16 protein-coding genes are annotated in these 17,171 nt (G+C 71.6%); 12 read left to right on the top strand and 4 right to left on the bottom strand.

The genetic code is table 11. The features are described 5' to 3' along the window. Positions 1-7 precede the first annotated feature (7 nt). The gene (locus ACIG5F_RS31435; protein ID WP_396523523.1) at positions 8-325 is read left to right on the top strand and encodes a DUF3817 domain-containing protein; all 318 of its coding nucleotides are present in this window, start codon (positions 8-10) and stop codon (positions 323-325) included. Positions 326-554: 229 nt separating this feature from the next. Here the strand turns inward: ACIG5F_RS31435 and ACIG5F_RS31430 are convergent, their stop codons facing one another. Further along, positions 555-1,058, bottom strand: a complete 504-nt coding sequence (locus ACIG5F_RS31430) for a MarR family winged helix-turn-helix transcriptional regulator (protein WP_396523522.1) — start codon at positions 1,056-1,058, stop codon at positions 555-557. Between the two features lie 99 nt (positions 1,059-1,157). Here ACIG5F_RS31430 and ACIG5F_RS31425 point away from each other — a divergent pair, with 99 nt between their 5' ends. The 3 genes from ACIG5F_RS31425 to ACIG5F_RS31415 are packed head-to-tail and all read left to right on the top strand — an operon-like array spanning position 1,158 to position 2,696. Then, positions 1,158-1,454, top strand: a complete 297-nt coding sequence (locus tag ACIG5F_RS31425; RefSeq protein WP_396523521.1) for an MTH1187 family thiamine-binding protein — start codon at positions 1,158-1,160, stop codon at positions 1,452-1,454. Beyond that, entirely contained in the window at positions 1,451-2,329 is an 879-nt protein-coding gene (locus ACIG5F_RS31420; protein ID WP_396523520.1) for a hypothetical protein, read from the top strand. Before ACIG5F_RS31425 ends, ACIG5F_RS31420 begins: the two co-directional genes overlap by 4 nt. Next, entirely contained in the window at positions 2,322-2,696 is a 375-nt protein-coding gene (locus tag ACIG5F_RS31415) for a nuclear transport factor 2 family protein (protein WP_396523519.1), read from the top strand. Before ACIG5F_RS31420 ends, ACIG5F_RS31415 begins: the two co-directional genes overlap by 8 nt. A gap of 144 nt (positions 2,697-2,840) precedes the next feature. Here ACIG5F_RS31415 and ACIG5F_RS31410 read toward each other — a convergent pair whose 3' ends face one another. Next, positions 2,841-4,160, bottom strand: coding sequence for an MFS transporter (locus ACIG5F_RS31410; protein ID WP_396523518.1), 1,320 nt, complete (start codon positions 4,158-4,160; stop codon positions 2,841-2,843). 101 nt (positions 4,161-4,261) lie between these two features. On the opposite strand from ACIG5F_RS31410, the gene ACIG5F_RS31405 reads away from it, so the two are divergent. Then, the gene (locus ACIG5F_RS31405) at positions 4,262-5,227 is read left to right on the top strand and encodes a tetratricopeptide repeat protein (RefSeq protein WP_396523517.1); all 966 of its coding nucleotides are present in this window, start codon (positions 4,262-4,264) and stop codon (positions 5,225-5,227) included. Here the strand turns inward: ACIG5F_RS31405 and ACIG5F_RS31400 are convergent. Beyond that, positions 5,224-6,366 carry a hypothetical protein gene (locus tag ACIG5F_RS31400; protein WP_396523516.1) on the bottom strand — a complete coding sequence of 381 codons (1,143 nt, stop codon included), beginning with the start codon at positions 6,364-6,366 and terminating at the stop codon, positions 5,224-5,226. The two genes, ACIG5F_RS31405 and ACIG5F_RS31400, sit on opposite strands and share 4 nt — an antisense overlap. A 64-nt stretch (positions 6,367-6,430) precedes the next feature. On the opposite strand from ACIG5F_RS31400, the gene ACIG5F_RS31395 reads away from it, so the two are divergent. Together ACIG5F_RS31395 and ACIG5F_RS31390 are read left to right on the top strand one after the other, a co-directional pair. Further along, positions 6,431-7,606, top strand: coding sequence for a sensor histidine kinase (locus ACIG5F_RS31395; RefSeq protein ID WP_396523515.1), 1,176 nt, complete (start codon positions 6,431-6,433; stop codon positions 7,604-7,606). Then, positions 7,603-8,235 carry a response regulator gene (locus ACIG5F_RS31390; protein WP_396523514.1) on the top strand — a complete coding sequence of 211 codons (633 nt, stop codon included), beginning with the start codon at positions 7,603-7,605 and terminating at the stop codon, positions 8,233-8,235. The genes ACIG5F_RS31395 and ACIG5F_RS31390 overlap by 4 nt, the downstream gene beginning before the upstream one ends. Here the strand turns inward: ACIG5F_RS31390 and ACIG5F_RS31385 are convergent, their stop codons facing one another. Then, positions 8,236-9,672 carry a neutral zinc metallopeptidase gene (locus ACIG5F_RS31385; RefSeq protein ID WP_396523513.1) on the bottom strand — a complete coding sequence of 479 codons (1,437 nt, stop codon included), beginning with the start codon at positions 9,670-9,672 and terminating at the stop codon, positions 8,236-8,238. A 235-nt stretch (positions 9,673-9,907) separates the two neighbouring features. On the opposite strand from ACIG5F_RS31385, the gene ACIG5F_RS31380 reads away from it, so the two are divergent. The 5 genes from ACIG5F_RS31380 to ACIG5F_RS31360 all read left to right on the top strand — a co-directional run. Then, a complete protein-coding gene (locus tag ACIG5F_RS31380; RefSeq protein WP_396523512.1) occupies positions 9,908-10,564 on the top strand; it encodes a DUF6230 family protein in 657 nt (218 codons plus the stop codon). Between the two features lie 73 nt (positions 10,565-10,637). After that, complete coding sequence (locus ACIG5F_RS31375) at positions 10,638-11,738, top strand: DUF6114 domain-containing protein (protein WP_396523511.1); 1,101 nt, start codon at positions 10,638-10,640, stop codon at positions 11,736-11,738. 18 nt (positions 11,739-11,756) lie between these two features. Beyond that, positions 11,757-12,308, top strand: a complete 552-nt coding sequence (locus tag ACIG5F_RS31370; protein WP_396523510.1) for a GNAT family N-acetyltransferase — start codon at positions 11,757-11,759, stop codon at positions 12,306-12,308. 31 nt (positions 12,309-12,339) lie between these two features. After that, on the top strand, positions 12,340-13,014 hold the full coding sequence (locus tag ACIG5F_RS31365; protein WP_396523509.1) for a helix-turn-helix domain-containing protein: 675 nt from the start codon (positions 12,340-12,342) through the stop codon (positions 13,012-13,014). A 215-nt stretch (positions 13,015-13,229) separates the two neighbouring features. Further along, positions 13,230-17,171: Hint domain-containing protein (locus ACIG5F_RS31360; RefSeq protein ID WP_396523508.1), on the top strand; the 3,942-nt coding region annotated here is incomplete at its 3' end.

The raw sequence follows: 17,171 nt of genomic DNA, 5'->3' as shown, positions 1-17,171 counted from the left end.
GAAGGCTATGTTCGAGACACCCTCCGGGCGGTTCCGCGCCGTGGCGGTGGCCGAGGCGATCTCCTGGGCCGGCCTGCTGATCGGCATGTTCTTCAAGTACGCCATGGGCAACGCCCTCGGCGTGCACATCTTCGGCTCGGTGCACGGCGTGGTGTTCATCGCCTACGTGGTGCTGTCGCTGCTGGCCCGGCGGGCGCTGGGCTGGGACAACCGCACCACGATCTGGGCCCTGGTGGCCAGCATTCCGCCGTTCGGCTCGGTGGTGTTCGAACGCTGGGCCACCCGCACCGGCCGGCTGGCCGAGCGGGCGGTCGCGATCAACTGAGTTTTCGCCGCGCGTTCCGCGCGGGGCTCGGCCCCCGGGTAGCCGGCGCCTCGCCCTTGCTGGATTTCGCCCAGGTGGCGGCGGGCGAAATCCAGCAACCGTGCCAAGCACCGGCGGGGCCTCGCGCTCTCCTGTGTTGGCGATGCCCGACCCGGTGCGCGGGCGACGCCGCGGCTGGACTCTTTGCCAGCAAGCGGATATGTGAGGTTGCCCCGTAAACCGGGGAAGTTCAGTCGCCGAAGTCGCCGGCGGCCTTGCGCACCTTGGCCAGCAGCTCGGTCAGCTGCTCGGTCTGCCGGTCCGTCAACCCGCGCAGGCCCAGGTTCACCTCGGCCACCGCCTTGGTCGCGACGTCGCACAGCTCGCGCCCGGGGGCGCTGATCTCCACCAGGGTGGTCCGCCGGTCCGACGGGTGCGGGGTCCGCTTGACCAGGCCGTCGGCCTCCAGCCGGTCCACGATGTTGGTGACGCTGGTCGGGTGCAGCTGGAGCCGCTCGCCCATGACCCGCATCGGCAGGCTGCCGCGCCGCGAGAACGTCAGCAGCACCAAGGCCTCGAACCGCGCGAAGGTCAGCCCGTGCGGCCGCAGCGCCGCGTCCACCGTGGACTGCAGGATCTGCTGCACGCGCATCACGCTGGTGACCGCCGCCATCGCCCCGGACGGGCCGACCCGCTCCTCCCAGGTGCCCGCGGCGCGGGCGATCGGGTCGAACGGCAACGGTTGGTTGGCCATGGCTGTCGACGCTAGCAGTTCGGGCGGCGGTGATCACGGCTTGTTGCCGGACCGCCGCGTTGCGGGTTGACTGACCGGCAGCCATGACAGGGAGGGCCGATGCTGGTCGCGTTCAGTGTGTCGCCGCTTGGCGGCGAGTCCGACAGCGTCGCGGAGGCGGTCGCCGACGCCGTGCGGGTGGTCCGGGAATCGGGCCTGCCCAACGAGACCACCAGCATGTTCACCACCATCGAGGGTGATGACTGGGACGAGCTGATGGACGTGGTCAAGCGGGCCGTGCAGGCCGTGCAGGCGCACGCCCCGCGGGTGTCGCTCGTGCTCAAGGCCGACATCCGGCCCGGCCACACCGATCAGTTGCACGCCAAGGTCGAACGGGTGGAGAAGTTCCTGTCATGAGCGCGCGGCGGATGTGGAAGCTGTACGAGCCGTACCACGGCGTCACCTACTTCGCCCCGGAGGCGAGGGCCGCCACCGACGCGCTGGGCTGCCGCGGCGGCTGGATGGGCTACTTCGGGCTGCGGGCCGCCCCGCTCGGGCCGGCGACGGCCGAGATGGTCGCCGCCACCTTCTACAACTTCAAGCTGGACCGGGTCGCCCGGTCCGTCCCGACCACGTGGACGATCGCCAGTCCCGAGCAGTTCCTGGCGGCCCGGCTGGAAGGCGTGGACGCCGGGCTGCGGGCCATCCTCGGCAACGAGGTCGTCGGCGACGACATGATCGAGGCCTCCCAGCTGGCCCAGCGGGCCGCGCTCGCCGCCCCCATCGCCGGCCGTCCGCTGGCCGCCGCCAACGTCACGCTGCCGTGGCCCGACTCGCCGCACCTGGTGCTGTGGCACGCCACCACCATCCTGCGTGAGTCCCGCGGCGATGGGCATGTCGCCGCGCTCGTGGCCGCCGGGCTCGATCCCGTCGAGACGCTCGTCGCCTTCGCCGCCGACCGGGACACCGCCGGGCAGGAAGGCTGGCAGCACTGGCGGGGCTGGACCATGGAGGACTGGTCCGCCGCCCAGCGCCGGCTGCGGGAGCGGGGGCTGCTGGACAAGGAGAACCGCATCACCGCCGACGGCTCTCGGGCCCGACACGACGTCGAGACCCGCACCGACGCCGCCGCCGAGCTGCCGTGGCAGGTGCTCGGCAACGCCGGCACCGAGCGGCTGGCCGTGCTGCTCACCGGTTTCCTGCGCCGCATCGTCGCCGCCGGCGTCGGTGTGATCAAGCCGCACCCCATGGCCCTGGACCTCGTCGAGATCGCCGGAGAGTCCGTTGGATAAGGCCTTCGCCGACGCGTTCGCCCGCGACTGGGTCGAAGCCTGGAACGCCCACGATCTCGACCGGCTGCTGGCCCACTTCGCCCCCGACGTCGTGTGGAGCTCGCCGCTGGTGGTCTCGTTCACTGGCGACGATTCCGGTGTCCTGCACGGCAAGGAGGCACTGCGGGCCTACTACGCCGAGGGCCTGCGCCGCATCCCCGACCTCCGCTTCGAGGTGCTGAGCGTGCGGGTCGGCGTGGCCGTCATGGTGATCAACTATCGGAACCAGAACAACGGCGAGGTCAGCGAGGTGCTACGGCTGCGCGACGCCCTCGTAGTGGAAGGCCACGCCACCTACGCCACCACCTACGCCGCCACCTACGCCTGACGTGTGGAAGGGGACTTTCCTCCACTCCGAGTGGAGGAAAGTCCCCTTCCACGCGATTGAGGCCTGAGATTGAGGCCTGAGCGGGCCTGCCAGGTTCGCCGCGTAGCGTTGACAACGGGGGCTGCTCAGCGCGGGTGATCAAGGTCAGGGGGAGATCTCCTCCAGGGTCCGGCCCCGGGTCTCCTCGGCCAGGAAGGCGGTTGCGGCGGCGGCCAGCATGGCGAGGCCGAGGACGAGGAAAGCGGCGGGCAGGCCGAGGCTGGCGGCGAAGGCGCCGACGACCAAGGGGCCGGCGATGACGCCGAAGCGGTTCCACACACCGCCGAGACTGGCCCCGGCGGCGCGCATGGGCGTGGGATAGAGCTCGGGGGCGTAGAGGTACAGCCCGAGGTTGACGGCGAACACGAACAGGGCCCCGAGGGCGGACAGGGCCAGCAGTTCCAGGGCGGAGTTCGCGCCGAGGGCGGCCAGGGCGGCGAAGGTGACGGCGGCCAGCAGGCTGCCGCCGGCCAGGCAGGCGCGGCGGCCGAAGCGGTCGACGAGCAGGGCCACGGCCACGGCGCCGATGAGCCCGGCCACGGAGGTGGCGACGCTGTAGGCCAGGGCGGTGGACACCGGTAAGCCGAAGGCGCTGGTGTAGATCGTCGGCAGCCAGGTGGCGACGCCGTAGTTGGCGAAGTAGCTGAGCAGCCACAGCAAGCCGACGATCACGGTGCGCCGCAGGTAGCGCCGCCGCACCGAGGGAGCCCGGGTGATGGCCACGACCGGCGGCAGCGGCCGGCCGGTGGAGCGCTGCACGGCGCGTTCGATCCGTTCCATCACGCCGATGGCCCGCTGGCCCCGCCCGGACGCGGCCAGCCAGCGCGGCGACTCGGGCACCCAGCGCAGGATGGGCCCGATCAACAGAGCGGGCAGCACCCCGATCCCGTACACCCAGCGCCAGCCCAGCGCCGGCACCACCCACGCGGCCACCACGGCCACGGCGGTCAGCCCGGCCGGGAAGACCAGCTCGTAGAGCAGCACGAACCGGCCGCGCCGCTCGGACTGGGCCAGCTCGCCGATGTAGGTCGCGGCCGCCGGCACCTCGCCGCCGATGCCCAGGCCCTGCACGAACCGCAGCGCCACGAGCGACCCGAAGCCGGGCGAGATGGCCAGCCCCATGCACGACAGCGCGGTCACGGCCAGCGAGATCACCACGACGTTGACCCGGCCCACCCGGTCGGCCAGCACCCCCGACACCAGCGCGCCGAGCAGCATGCCGACCGAGCCGCTGGTGATGGCCAGCGCCTGCTGCCCGGTGCTCAGGCCCCACTCGGCGCTCAGCGACGGCAGCGTGTAGGCGATGGCCAGCTGGTCGAAGCCCTCGAAGAAGGTGACCGCGCCGATCAGCCAGCGAACCCGCAGGTGCCAGCCGGACGCGGGCAGCCGCTCCAGCCGGGCGGGGACGTCCTCGCCACCGGCCACCATGGCCACCCCCAGTGTCCCGACCGGTAACTATGTGTGGACAGTGTCCTGTCAGCCGGACTCGTGGGCAACCGTCGGCCGGTTCGTGCCAGGATGGAACCGTGACAAGGCCAAACCCCCGCCAGAGCGCAGCTCTGTCCGCGGCGCTGTCCGGCGCCGTCGACCTGTCCGGTCTGAAGGCCAAGGCCGATGCGGCGAGCCGGCAGCCGGCTCCGTCCGCGGCCCCCGCCGGCGGCGGCGAGCAGCCCGCCGGCGACTTCGTCTTCGCCGTCACCGAAGCCAGTTTCCAGACCGACGTCGTCGAACGGTCCATGCAGGTCCCGGTGGTCGTGGACCTGTGGGCCGAGTGGTGCGGGCCGTGCAAGCAGCTGTCCCCGGTGCTGGAGCGGCTGGCCCAGGCCGCGGGCGGCGCCTGGGTGCTGGCCACCGTCGACGTGGACGCCAACCCGCGGATCGCGCAGCTGTTCGGCGTGCAGTCCATCCCGACCATCGTGGCCATCGCGGGCGGCCAGCCGATCGACGCGTTCGCCGGCGCGCTGCCCGAGCCGGAGATCCGCAAGTGGCTGGACTCCCTGCTCGACGCGCTGCGGGACAAGCTGCCCGGCATCCGCCTCGCCGAGCAGGGCGCCGCGGGCGCCGAGCCCTACGAGGAGCCCGAGGACCCGCGGTTCACCGCCGCCGAGGACGCGTTCGAACGTGGCGACTACGCCGCCGCCGAGGCCGCCTACCAGGAGATCCTGGACGCCGAGCCGGCCAACGCCGACGCCAAGGCCGCGCTGGCCCAGGTCCGCTTCACCGCGCGGGCCGAGGCCGCCGACCCGTCCTCGGTCGCCGTCGCCGACAGCGACCCGGACAACGTCGACGCCCAGCTGACCGCCGCCGACGCGCAGATCGCCGCCAACCAGGTCGAGGCCGCTTTCACCCGATTGGTTGACACGGTGCGGCGGACCTTCGGCGACGACCGCAACCGGGTGCGCCAGCACCTGGTCGGCCTGTTCGAGCTGTTCCCCACCGACGACCCCCGGGTCGCCGCCGCCCGCCGCAACCTGGCCAGCGCCCTGTTCTAACCGGTGGTCACGGCCACCGAGTTGGAGTTCGGCGTGCAGGTCGACCGGGCCAGCAGGTGCTTCTGGCAGGCCTGCACCTGGAAGCCGTAGGTCTCGTGCGGCTCAGGGGCGGGCAGGGTGAAGTGCGGGGTCGCGACCTCGTAGCTGGCCGTGCCGCGCCGGCCGACCACCCAGTAGCTGACGTTGAAGGCGTCGGCCCGGTTCGGGTAGCGCCAGCTCAGCTCGATGACGCCGTCGGGCCGCTGGGCCGCCTGGGTCAGGCAGGGCCGGTTCACGTCCTTGCATGCGTCGGGCCGGGCCGTCGGCTGGTACCGGCCGGGCTCGACCGTGGGCGGCTGGTCGGGGTGCTCCAGGATGTAGCCGGCGGCGAAGTTGATGTACGTGGCGTCGCCGTCCACCCGGTCGGTGTCCGCGGGCTCGCCGAGCAGGTCGCGGTAGCGCATCCACGCGGTGTGCATGGCCGGCGACATGCTGATGTCCGCGCCGAGCGACGGGAACCAGTACAGGTAGGTGCCGTTGATCTCCTGGATCCAGGCGGTCCCGTCCTTCTCGGTGGTGGGATAGTCCTGGGCGCAGAGGCCGTAGGCGGGCCCGGTGCCGCTGTTGCGGGACAGCTCGTACAGGCGGGGGTCGGTGGGCTGGATCCGGCAGTTCACGTCGCCGGCCGCGGTCACGGCGGCGGACTGCAGGAACACCGACAGGGTGGCGACGGCCAGCAGGACCGCGACGGTCAGCTGGACCTTGCGCAGCAGCACCGACTGCGGCCGGGCGTGCTCGCCGGCCGGCCCGGCGATCACCCGGGCCCACCGGGTCTGCCGCCAGGTCACCACTGCCGCCGCGCCGAACGCCGTGAGCACGGTGAGCAGCACGGCCACGGTGGCGTCGCGGATCTCGGTGAGCAGGCCGGTCTCGGCGATGACCACCACCAGCAGGGCGGCGCCGGCGGCCGCGGCGACGCGGGCGGCCCGCCACCACCAGGGCGCGAGCAGCACCTGGAGCGCCCAGGCGCGACCGACTTCGTCGCCGAAACCGGTGCCGCCATACCTTGCCCGGCCCAGCACCTGCCGTCGGCCACGAAATCCGAGTTGCCACCAGGCAACCTGGACGCCGACTATGTGGGTAAGTTCCCCCGTCCTCACGTGTATCCACGGTAGGGCTCGATGCTCCAGAGTAGGTAGTGCAAACGGCGATGGGGGTCATCGCATGGCCGACGGTGGCGAGACGCGGGCCCATCCCGCGCCGATGCTGCTGATTCTCAGTTTCCGGTGGCTCACCGTGGGGTGGACCGCCGTGGTCGCGCTGCTCAGCGGACAGGTGCTGGAGCAGCGGGTCGCGGTCGCCGTGCTGACGCTGGCCGTGATGCTGGGCTGGACCGCGTGGCTGACCGTGGCCGCCGTGCGCCGCACCGACCGCGTGCTGGCGGTGGACCTGCTGCTGGCGATCCTGGTGCTGCTGGCCTCCGGCTGGGTCGGGCCGCAGGGGCAGCTGTTGACCGATCATCCCACCTTTGCCGGAGCCTATCCGATGGCGGCGGTCGCCGCCTGGGCCACCGTCTACGGCCTGTGGGGCGGCGTGGTCGCCGGCGTCGGCGTCGCGGTGTGCCTGCCGGTGGGCTACTACTTCAACGGGTCCTCCCTGTTCGAGGCCGGCTACCTGGACCAGCTCAGCCTGGTCGGCGGCGCGCTGGCCTACGTGGTGCTCGGCGCCGCGGTCGGCCTGGCCACCAGCCAGTTCGAACGGGTCTCGCTGCGCCTGGCCGAGGGCCGGGCGGTGGTGGCCGGCCTGCGCGAGCGGGAGCGGATCGCCGCCCACATCCACGACGACGTGCTCCAGCGGCTGGGCCAGATCCGCAAGCTCGGCGGCGACCTGGCCGACCGCGGCGACGTCACCCGGGCCGAGCTGCGCGCCCTGATGGCCGACGTGGGCCGCCAGGAGGCCAGCCTGCGCCGGCTGGTGCTGGCCGAGCAGGACACCACCCCGGCTGGCGCGGCGTCCCTGGTCGAGGCGGTCGCCGAGGTGGTCGATGGCTACCACCAGTGGCCGATCCGGCTGGTCGACAGCGGCCACATCTCGGTGCCCGCCGACGTCGCGACCGAGGTCGCGGCCGCGGTCAACGAACTGCTCGGCAACGTGGTCAAGCACGCGGCGGCCGAGCACGTCTGGATCTCGGTGCTGGACGACGGCGCCGTCATCACGGTCGACGTGCGGGACGACGGCGTCGGCTTCGACTACGACGAGACCGAACTGGCCGCCTCCGGCCGGCTCGGGCTCGCGGTCAGCGTCCGCGCCCGGCTGGAACGGCTGGGCGGCAGCGTCACCATCCGGAGCCGCCCCGGTCGGGGGACCGAGGTGCGGCTGGAACTGAGGAGTGGGCCATGACAGCGCCGGCATCGACCGTTCGGGTCCTCGTGGTCGAGGACCACCCCGTCACCAGGGCGGGCATCCGGGCCAGCCTGGACAAGCACCCCGGCGTGACCGTCGTCGGCGAGGCCGACAACCAGGCCATGGCCTGCCGCGTGCTCGACGTGGAACTCGTCCACGTGGTGCTGGTGGACCTGCGACTAGGCGACGATCAGGGCATGGACCTGATCGAGCATCTGGCCCGGGTCCGACCCCAGACCAGAGTGCTCGTGCTGTCGCAGGCCTCGCCCGGCGAGGTGCTGGCCGCGCTCAAGGCCGGCGCGCACGGCTACGTGAGCAAATCGGCCACCACCGCCGAGCTCGCCAACGCCGTGCTGGCCGTGCTCGAGGGCCCGGTGCTGCCGCCGGAGCTGGCCGCCCGGCTGGTCGGCGAGTTCCAGCACCGGTCCTCGCTGACCGGCCGGGAGCGCGAGGTGCTGGGCTGCCTGGCCCGCGGCTACGACAACCGGGAGATCGCCGAGGAGCTCGGCGTCGCCGTCCGCACCGTCAACCGGCACCTGGAGAACATCCGGGAGAAGCTGGGCAGCCGGCGGCGCTCCGAGCTGATCCGGCTGGCCCGCGAGTGGGACTGGAACGCCTCGGCCTGATCAGTTCCCGAACTGCTCCGTGCAGGTGGAGGCGCCCTGGAGGAAGCCGATCCGGAACGCCTCCACCCGGGCGAAGCCCGAGGCGGCCGGTTTCCCGTCGACGTCGGCGGCGATCAGGCTGGTCGAGGTCAGCAGCTCGGCCACCGCCTCGTCCAGGTCGCCGGCGCTGAGCGAGAGATGGTCGGTCTGCGTTGTCATCGCCGCGCCCCAGTGGCCGACCAGGCAGGCCGTGCGCAGGCCGGTGTCGGCGTCGTCCAGCGGCAGGCCGGCCGCCTTCTGCACCGACAGCACGTAGCGGCTGGCCACCTCGCCGAAGGCGGCGAAGTCGCCGATGCCGCCGCCCTTCCTGGTCGGCGTGCCGATCTCCTTCAGCTTGGCCACGTCCATCGAGACGGTGTCGGTGGCCGGGCAGTAGGCGGTCGGCGAGGTGGTCTTCGCGTCCGCGCACTTGGCCAGCGCGGTGACCAGCTTCGGCGGCGTGGTCGGCCTGAAGACGTCGTTGAGGGCCTTGGCCACGGTCTGGAGGTTGGCCACGGTGATCGCCACGTTGCCGTTCTGGCCGGCGTCCTCGCCGTTGCGGAAGGCGGTCTCGGTGATCCGGCTGTTGATCTCGTTGACGTCGATCCGGGCGCAGCGCTGGGGGCCGTCGGTGAAGCCGGTCTGGAAGGCGAAGACCCGGTCGAAGGCGTTGCCGTGGGCCCCCTGGCCGGTGAAGGAGTGGCCGGGCTGGTCCCGCACGAAGAACGTGGTGGCCAGCACCTTGTTCAGGCCGTCGCCGGTGGACATCTGGAAATGCTTCGCCTTTCCCTCCGCCACCGAGCGCATGAAGGAGCCGGCGTAACAATCCGCTTGTTGCTCGAGGACAATGCTGGGCGTCGCATTGTTCACGCCGGACAACGGGCCCAGCTGGGTCTGGATCGCGTGGCCCATCTCGTGCGCCAGCACCATGGTCACCGCGAGCGGGCCGAAGTTCTGCACCAGCGTCGGCAGCAGTTCCCCGCGATCCCAGGACACGCTGTTGTCCACGTCGCAGTAGAAGGCGTTGATGAAGCCCGCCGTGTTCTCGTGGCCGGCGCAGACCTTGAGGTTGGCGCCGTCGGAGTCGTACGAGGTGAGCTTGGCGACCGGCACGAACTTCCGCCCGAACACCGTGGGCAGCTGGTCGGCCCAGTAGTCGTCCACGTCGGCGATCGTGTTGACCGCCAACCGGTCCATCTCCCCGTTGTCGGTGTTGGCCACCGGCAGCCGCGCGTCCGGCACGCCCGGGCGCGGTCCCGACGCGCCCGTGGTGACCGGCATTCCGCCGGCCGAGCCGGGATCCAGCTGCCCCAGCGGGGAGGCCGTGCCGGCCACCTTCGCCGAGCAGTTGCTCAGCAGCGCGATCGCGGCCGCCAATGCGAAAACCGTCGACCCGAGCCGTCGTCCCGCCGTGCTCATTCCCGTGTTTCCCCTTGCCGCCTTTTGCTACGCCGCAAGCACCCTACTGGCGTAGCGGTCCGCGTGTCCGGCGGTTGGCGACGCGTTTCAGTCGTGATCGGAACGTGAAAATATCTCACTCTCGGGGGTGAATTCTGGCTCGGCGGGCACCGATCGCTTGTGCGGCCAACGACACGGGGTGAATCTCGTCACCAAGTTACTGACGGGTTACTTTGCCGGTCGGAAGGAGAAAGCCATGCTCGAAGCCGACGACGTCGAGTTCGGCGACGAGGTCGAACCCGAGGTCGAGCCGGTCCGCGGCCGCACCCGCTGGCTGCGCTTCGCCGGCACGTTCGCGGTGGGCGGCGTGCTGGCCGGCGGTCTGCTGGTCGGCGTGGGCTCGGGCGCGTTCGCCGCCTCGTTCGCGGTGTCCGGCACCAGCTTCGAGGTGACCGCGGACCAGTTGCGGGGCACCGGATTCGTCCAGTTCCCCGGTATCGCCGCCAACCCCGACGTGGCGCCACACCCGGTCGCCATCAACGCCTTCAAGACCGCCGACCTGGACAACTTCTGTCAGTCGGTGTTCCTGCCGGACAACCCGTTCATCGGCGACCTGACGCTGCGCATCACCGCCGCCGGCTCGACGGGCATGCACGCCGAGGACATGGTCGTCCAGGTCGCGCAGGTGGACGGCGACTTCACGCTCAAGGCGCCGGAGATCGGTGTGGACGCCAGCCAGGTCGCCGGCGGTCCGGCTGGCGTGGTCGGCCGGGACAACGACTTCGGCATGCAGGCCTCCGACGTCACGATCAACAACCTGAAGCAGGTCGCCTGGGGCACCTCGGCCGGAACCATCTCCTTCAAGGGGATGAGCCTGCGCATCGTGTCCGGCAACCATCAGTGCATCCAGTAGGTCGATCACCCGCGGCTGCGGCAGCGCTATCCCCCGGGCGCTGCCGCAGCCGTGCTTTGAAGGGAGTTCGCACGTGGCCGGTTCCGTGATCGGCAGGGCGTGGCGCGCGTTCCGCCGATGGCGGCGCAGCCGTCCGTTCTGGGCGGGGCTGTTCCTGCTCCTGTCCGGGCTGGTGGTCATCTTCCCGCCCTTCGCCGGTCTGAAGCTCGGCGCGATGGCGATGTCCATGCAAACCCTCGGCGGCCTGTCCGGCGCGCTCATCGGCACCCTGATGGTGGTGTGCGCGCTGACGATGTGGATCCGCCCGCAGTTCCGGATCCCTGCCGCCGTCGCGGCGATGATCATGTCGCTGGCCGCGATCATCACCACCAACTTCGGCGGCTTCCTACTGGGCACCCTGCTCGGCCTGATCGGCACCGGGCTCGCCATGGCGTGGACTCCTAAGGCCCGCAAGCGCAAGGTCGCCAAGGCCGTGCCGCCCGCCGCCGTCGCGCTGGTGCTGCTGGCCGGGCTGGCCGTGCACAACGTCTCCGACCCCACTGTCGCCCTGGCCGACCCCGCTCCAACCTCTACCACCGTCACCACGTCTTCGTCGGAGCCTCCGGCCACGGCCACCACCACTGTCGCGCCCACCTCGACGACGTCGCCGTCGTCGTCGAGCAGCGCGACGGCCTCCAGCACCACCACGGCGACGACCAGCACCACCTCCGCCACCCCGTCCCCGCCCGCCCTGCCGGCGGGGACGCGGGTGTGGACCCTCACCTCGCCGTCGATCGCCATGAGCGGCCTGAGCTACAAGGGCATCGTCGACGCCGTCGTCGGGACCAAGACCATCAAGGTCCTCAAGTTCACCGCTTCGTCCGTGAAGATCAAGGACATGGTCCAGACCGCTACCAGCGGCGGCGGCCACAAGATCGTCACCACCGCCGCGCCCGGCAGCACCTCCACCATCACCGGCGGCACCATCACCATGCTCACCGCCGAGATCAAGGGCACCGCCGTCGTCACCGTCATCCCCGGCCTGCCGCCCATCAAGCTGCCGATCGACTACACCGCCACCAGCCCGCCGCTGCTCACCCCGGCCGAGGTCACCTTCGAGAACGTCACCGTGACCAACACCGACCAGTCCGGCGGCGTCCTCACCATCCCCGGCGCCAAGATCGCAGCCACCTGACACTGGCACACTGCGCCGATGGAAGGTTCGCCAGTGCTGCGCCCGGCCACGGCAGCGGACGTGCCGGAGATCGCCGAGTTGATGCGCCGATCGGTGCTCGACGTGTTTCCCCGTTTCCACAACGAGCGCGAGACGGCCGCTGCCGCCCGGTATCTCACCGAGCCCGACATCGTGCTCATCGAGGACGGGACCTACTTCGTCTGCGAGGCCGACGGGCAGATCGTCGCCTGCGGCGGCTGGAGCAAGCGCGACAAGCTCTACACCGGCTCCGGTTCTACACCTTCCGACGACCGCCGCTTGGACCCCGCCACCGAACCGGCCCGAGTGCGCGCGATGTTCGTGCGCGGCGACTGGACCCGACGCGGCCTCGGCCGTGACATCCTCACCCGCTGCGCGGAAAGCGCCCGCGCCGAAGGCTTTCGCAAGCTGGTCCTGATGGCCACCCTGCCCGGTGTTCCGCTCTACCGCTCCTTCGGCTTCCGCGAACTACAGCGAACCGGTGTGCCGCTGCCCAACGGAGTCGTCCTCGACGGAGTGTCCATGGAGTACCCGTCGTCCGGCACGGCCTGAAACTGTCGGACCCCGGTGGCATGCTGGCCTCGTGTACCGGGAACGGGCGACCGGCCTGGCCGGGGCGATCGCGTGGAGTCGTGTGGCCGACGAGCCGCAGACGCACCGGATCCTGCCCGACGGCTGCCTGGACCTCATCTGGGCCGGCGGTCACCTGCTGGTCGCCGGGCCCGACACCGTGGCGCAGGAAGTCACCAGCCCGGCCGGTCTGTTCTACGCCGGGTTGCGGTTCATGCCCGGCACGGGGCCGTCGGTGTTCGGCGTGCCGGCTCACGAGTTGCGGGACAGCCGGGTTCGGCTCGACCAGATCTGGCCCCAGCGTCTGGTCGACGGCCTGACGGCCCGGGTTTCCGAGGCGCCAGACCGTATTGAGGCGTTGCTCGAGATCGCCCGCCCGCGCATCGAGGTCGACCCCGTCACCAACGCGGTCGTCGCCGGCCTACGTTCCGGCCGTCCGATTTCCGTTGTGGCCCACCACGTTGGCCTCAGCGAGCGCCAGCTTTTGCGTCGAAGCCTGGCCGCGTTCGGCTACGGCCCCAAGACACTGGCCCGGGTGCTGCGGATGGAACGCGCCCTCGCCCTGGCCACCGGCGGCATGCCGGCCGCCGAGGTCGCCGCCAGCGCCGGCTACGCCGACCAGGCCCACCTGTCCCGAGAAGTGAAGGCGCTGGCCGGAGTTTCCCTCACCCGGATGCGGGCCTCCTGACACTGGACCGAATGCCGGCCCCACCACCGCACGCATGGCGTAACTCTCGGTCAACCACTGCCGCTTTGCGTCCTTGATGGTTAGTGTCCCAGGTTGATCACGATCAGACGGAGTGTCTGATTTTGTCAAGGGGGCTGCACATGGTGGCAAGAAGTGGTCTTTTTCGCGCGCCCAAAAAGAGAAGCGGGGTGTCACGGTCGTTAGCCGCGTTGGCCGTGGCGACCGCGGCTCTGTGTCTGGTGTCCACATCGGATGCCACGGCGATCGTCAGCGCAGCACAGGCGAAGCCGGCCGACACGCCGGCGACCTTGCGTTCCCCGTTGGGAACACAGGCCAGGACGGACCGGTGTCGGGTCGGACTGGTCATGCACGCCGGCGGTCCGCAGCTCAAGACCGCGACCGACGCCGCGCTGGGCGGCTCGGATGCGGATCTGCGCACGGCCGCCAACAACATGGACTTCCTGGTCGGTTCGATCGGTGACGCGATCCGGCAGGACGGCGCCGACAGTTCCGCGGAGAACAAGGTCGCGGCCGCACGGCACGCGGGCTGGGAGACAACGCTCACGCCGTATGGCGCTGGTCAGGTTCCCTGGTTCGAAGACGACATCTACCGCTACATGAGCGAGCGGCAGAACATGGCCTATGCGGCCATTCAGGCCAATGTGGTGCCGAAGGCGAGCCAGGCCGCGGTTGATGCCGCGACCGCGGTGATGAACCAGAAGAAGGCCACCGACTCCTCGGTCTACTACTTCGGCCCGACCGTGATCAGCCTGCGCTGGGCCGACGACATCCGCCAGTTCCTCCAGTTCGCAGGCTTCCCGAAGACCGCGCCGACCCCCGGCTCCGCGGAGTTCCGCATGGAGGTCGAGGCGCTCAAGATCCGTTACTCCAGCTGTGACAGCGCCAACCCGATGGACCCGAACCAGGTGCTCGGCGCCGTGGTCACCGCCGCGAACACGGAATGGGAAGCCGAGTACGCCTCCCAGACGCAGCAACGAGCAGTCCTGGTCGCGGCGGAGTTGCAGGCTTCCAAGGATCTCCAGGCTGCCACGAACGCGATGATCGAGGCGGTCGGTCAGGCCGCGGTGGTGAGCGGGCTGCTCGATTGGCAACGGAAGTGGTCGGGGCAGCCGCCGACCACTCCGGGCTATCCCTCGCAGGCGCTCCTCGCGCAGGCGGCCAGTGACCTGGCCGCCGCCAAGCAGCGTGTCGCCGCGCAGGTGCCGTTGGCTCAGCAGGCGGCGGCCTCCGCGAAGACGCAGTCCGACAAGGCGATTGCCGCTCAGGCCCAGGCCGGCGCGATCGCCGCCGCCAATGGCACGCCGTACGGGCGAGGCCTGGCCTACGCGCAGCAGTCCGCCCAGGTGACCGCGGCGTCGGCCGCAGCGGCACAGGCCTCGGCGTCGGCGGCGCAGACCGCGCTCAACGCCAGCAAGGCGGCGGCCAGCGACGCGGATGCGTTGTGGGCCAGTGCATCCGCGCAGGCGCACGCCACCCAGGCCGCGTTCCAGCAGGCCGCGGCAAAGCAGGCCGCAGACCAGGCACACGCTGCCGCCGCTGCCGCCGCAACCCAGGCAGCACAGGCCGCTGCTGCCGCGACGCGGGCCCACAACGACCGGGCGACCGCCGAGCACGCGCAGCAAACCGCCCAGAGCGCCGCGAACGACGCGCACAACCAGCGCACGACCGCCGAAGCCGAGCGGGCCAAGGCCGGCGCGGCCAAGGCCGAGGCGGAAAACCAGCGCGCCAAGGCGCAGCAGGCCGAAGCCGACGCCCAGGCCAAGCAGGCGACGGCGGCCAGCAAGAAGACCGACGCCCAGAACGCTGCCGGCACTGCGGCGCAGCAACGTCAGGCCGCCGAGAACGCGGAGTCGCGGGCCGTGCTGGCTCGCAACAATGCCGTAGCCGCAGCGAATGCGCGTGACGCCGCCAATGCCCGTGCCGCCGCATGCGACGCGTGGGCCGCCGCGGCCGACGGCACCGATGACGCACAGGCCGCCCGTGCCGCAGCAGACCAAGCCCGGTCAGCGGCCAACCAGGCCGCTGCCGCCGCCACGAGCGCACAGGCCGACGCCGACCAGGCCGAGAACGCGGCCAAGGCCGCGCGGGCCGCTGCCACCCAGGCCGACGGCGCGGCATCGCGGGCCCAGGCCGCCGCGAAGGCCGCCGACTCCGACGCCAACGCCAGCCATGCCGCCATGTTCGTCGCGCACGCCGCGGCGGCCGACGCGATCGTGGCTTCCGACCAGGCCGCCCGCAACGTCCAGGCCGCCAAGGACCAGGCCGACAAGGCCGACGCCGCCTCGGCAGCGGCCAAGGTCAACGCGGCTGCTTCCCGTGCCGAGGCCGACCAGTCCCAGATCGACGCGGCCAAGACCGCCGGGCAGGCGTTTGCCGCCGCCGAGGCCGCCACCGCCGCTCGTGACTCCGCCGCCGCGACCACCACCGCGTCCAACGAGTCGATCCGCCTCGGCACTCCGTTCCAGCTGACCGATTCCTCCGCCGGCATGGCCGTGCTCGTCGGCCAGACCGCCGACACTTTGGCTCAGCAGCAAGCAAACGCGGCCAAGGCCCGTTCCGACGAAGCTGCCCGCGCCGCCCAGGCCGCCGCCGACGCCGCCGCTCATGCCGACGCCTCGGCCAAGGCCGCCGCCCAATCCGCCGCCTCCGCCGCCGCGGACGCCGCCTCCGCCCTCCAATCCGTCGCCGCCGCCCAGGCCTCCGCCGCATCCGCCGCGGCCGACGCCCTGGCCACCCAACAGGCCGACGACGCCACCAAGGCCCTCGACCAGCAGGCCCAGCTCGACGCCTTCCAGGCCGGCGTCGCCGCCCGGGATGCCCGTACCGACGCCGACATCGCCGCCCAGGCCGCCACCGACGCCGAGAAGGACGCCGTCGCCGCCCGCAAGGCCGCCGACGCCGCCACTGCCGACGCCGCTGCCGCCAACGCCGCCGCAGTCCAGGCCGACAAGGACGCCACCGCCGCCGAAGCCGCCGCCGCCAACGCCCGCGACCTCGCCCAACAAGCCGAAGACGCCGCCAAACGCGCCGAACAACAACAACGCGACCAGGACGCCGCCGCCGCGCTCGACCAGGCCGGCCCCGGTGGCATCGACGGCGCCAATGTCCGCGTTGACCTCGACGGCCTCTCGCGGAAGTCCTATGAGCAGCTCAACCCGTGCGTCATAGACCTCAGCGATCCCAACGGCTCGTGCGACGTCCGGATGCGCGTCCACTTCACCGGCGTCGTCTTCTACTGGGCCGTCACCTGCGAGCTGCCCAACACCCCGGTCAGCGCCTGCGCCGGCCACACCCACGAGGACCAGATCGACCGCCAGGAGATCACCGACTTCCCGGTCGAACGCACCCTCGACGTCACCCGCGCCGACATCGCCCGAGCCCTGCTCACCTCCGCCGCCGACTTCATCGCCAACTTCATCCCCAACCTCGTGTTCGGGATCTTGTCCGACATGCACGCCTGCGCCTTCGGCAGCGTCTCCGGCTGCGCGTGGACCGCGAGTCTGTTCATCGGCCCCGAAGAACTCCGCGCCGGCGTCCAGGCCGTCCGCGACATCCGGCTCGCGATCGCCGGCAGCCGTGACATCGAAGCAGCCATCGCCGCCCTCGAATCGGCCAACCTCGCGCCGGAGCTGAAGGCCGCGCTCGAGACCGACGCCCTCGTCGCCGAGTTCAAGCAGATGGGCTGTCTGACCAACAGCTTCCCGGCGGGCACGCCGGTTCTGCTGGCCGACGGCACACACCGGTCGATCGAGCAGTTGGCGGTCGGCGACCGTGTGCTGGCAACGAATCCGATTTCCGGTGAGACCAGCGCCCAGCCGGTGGTCTCGACCTTCAACCACCCCACCCAGAGCCTGGTCGACATCGACCTGGACAGCGGTGGCAGGCTCACCACGACCGGTGGCCACCGGCTGTACGTAGTCGACAAGGGCTGGACGACGGCTGCGGACCTTCGGCCGGGTGACCGCGTCCATGCCGAGGACGGCAGCACTCCGGTTGTGGGGGGGGGGGGCCCCCCCCCCCCCAACCCCCCCCCCCCCCCCCAACCCCCGGACCGGGGCCCGGTGGGCCCCCGGGAAGGGGGGGGCCGGGGCCCCAAGGGGCGCCGGGGCCAACCCGGGCCCCCACGGGCGAAAAGG

Source organism: Kutzneria sp. NPDC052558 (assembly GCF_044547355.1).
Classification (GTDB): domain Bacteria; phylum Actinomycetota; class Actinomycetes; order Mycobacteriales; family Pseudonocardiaceae; genus Kutzneria.
Note: the sequence above shows the minus strand (reverse complement) of the source record. Positions and strands in the feature narration are given on the sequence as shown.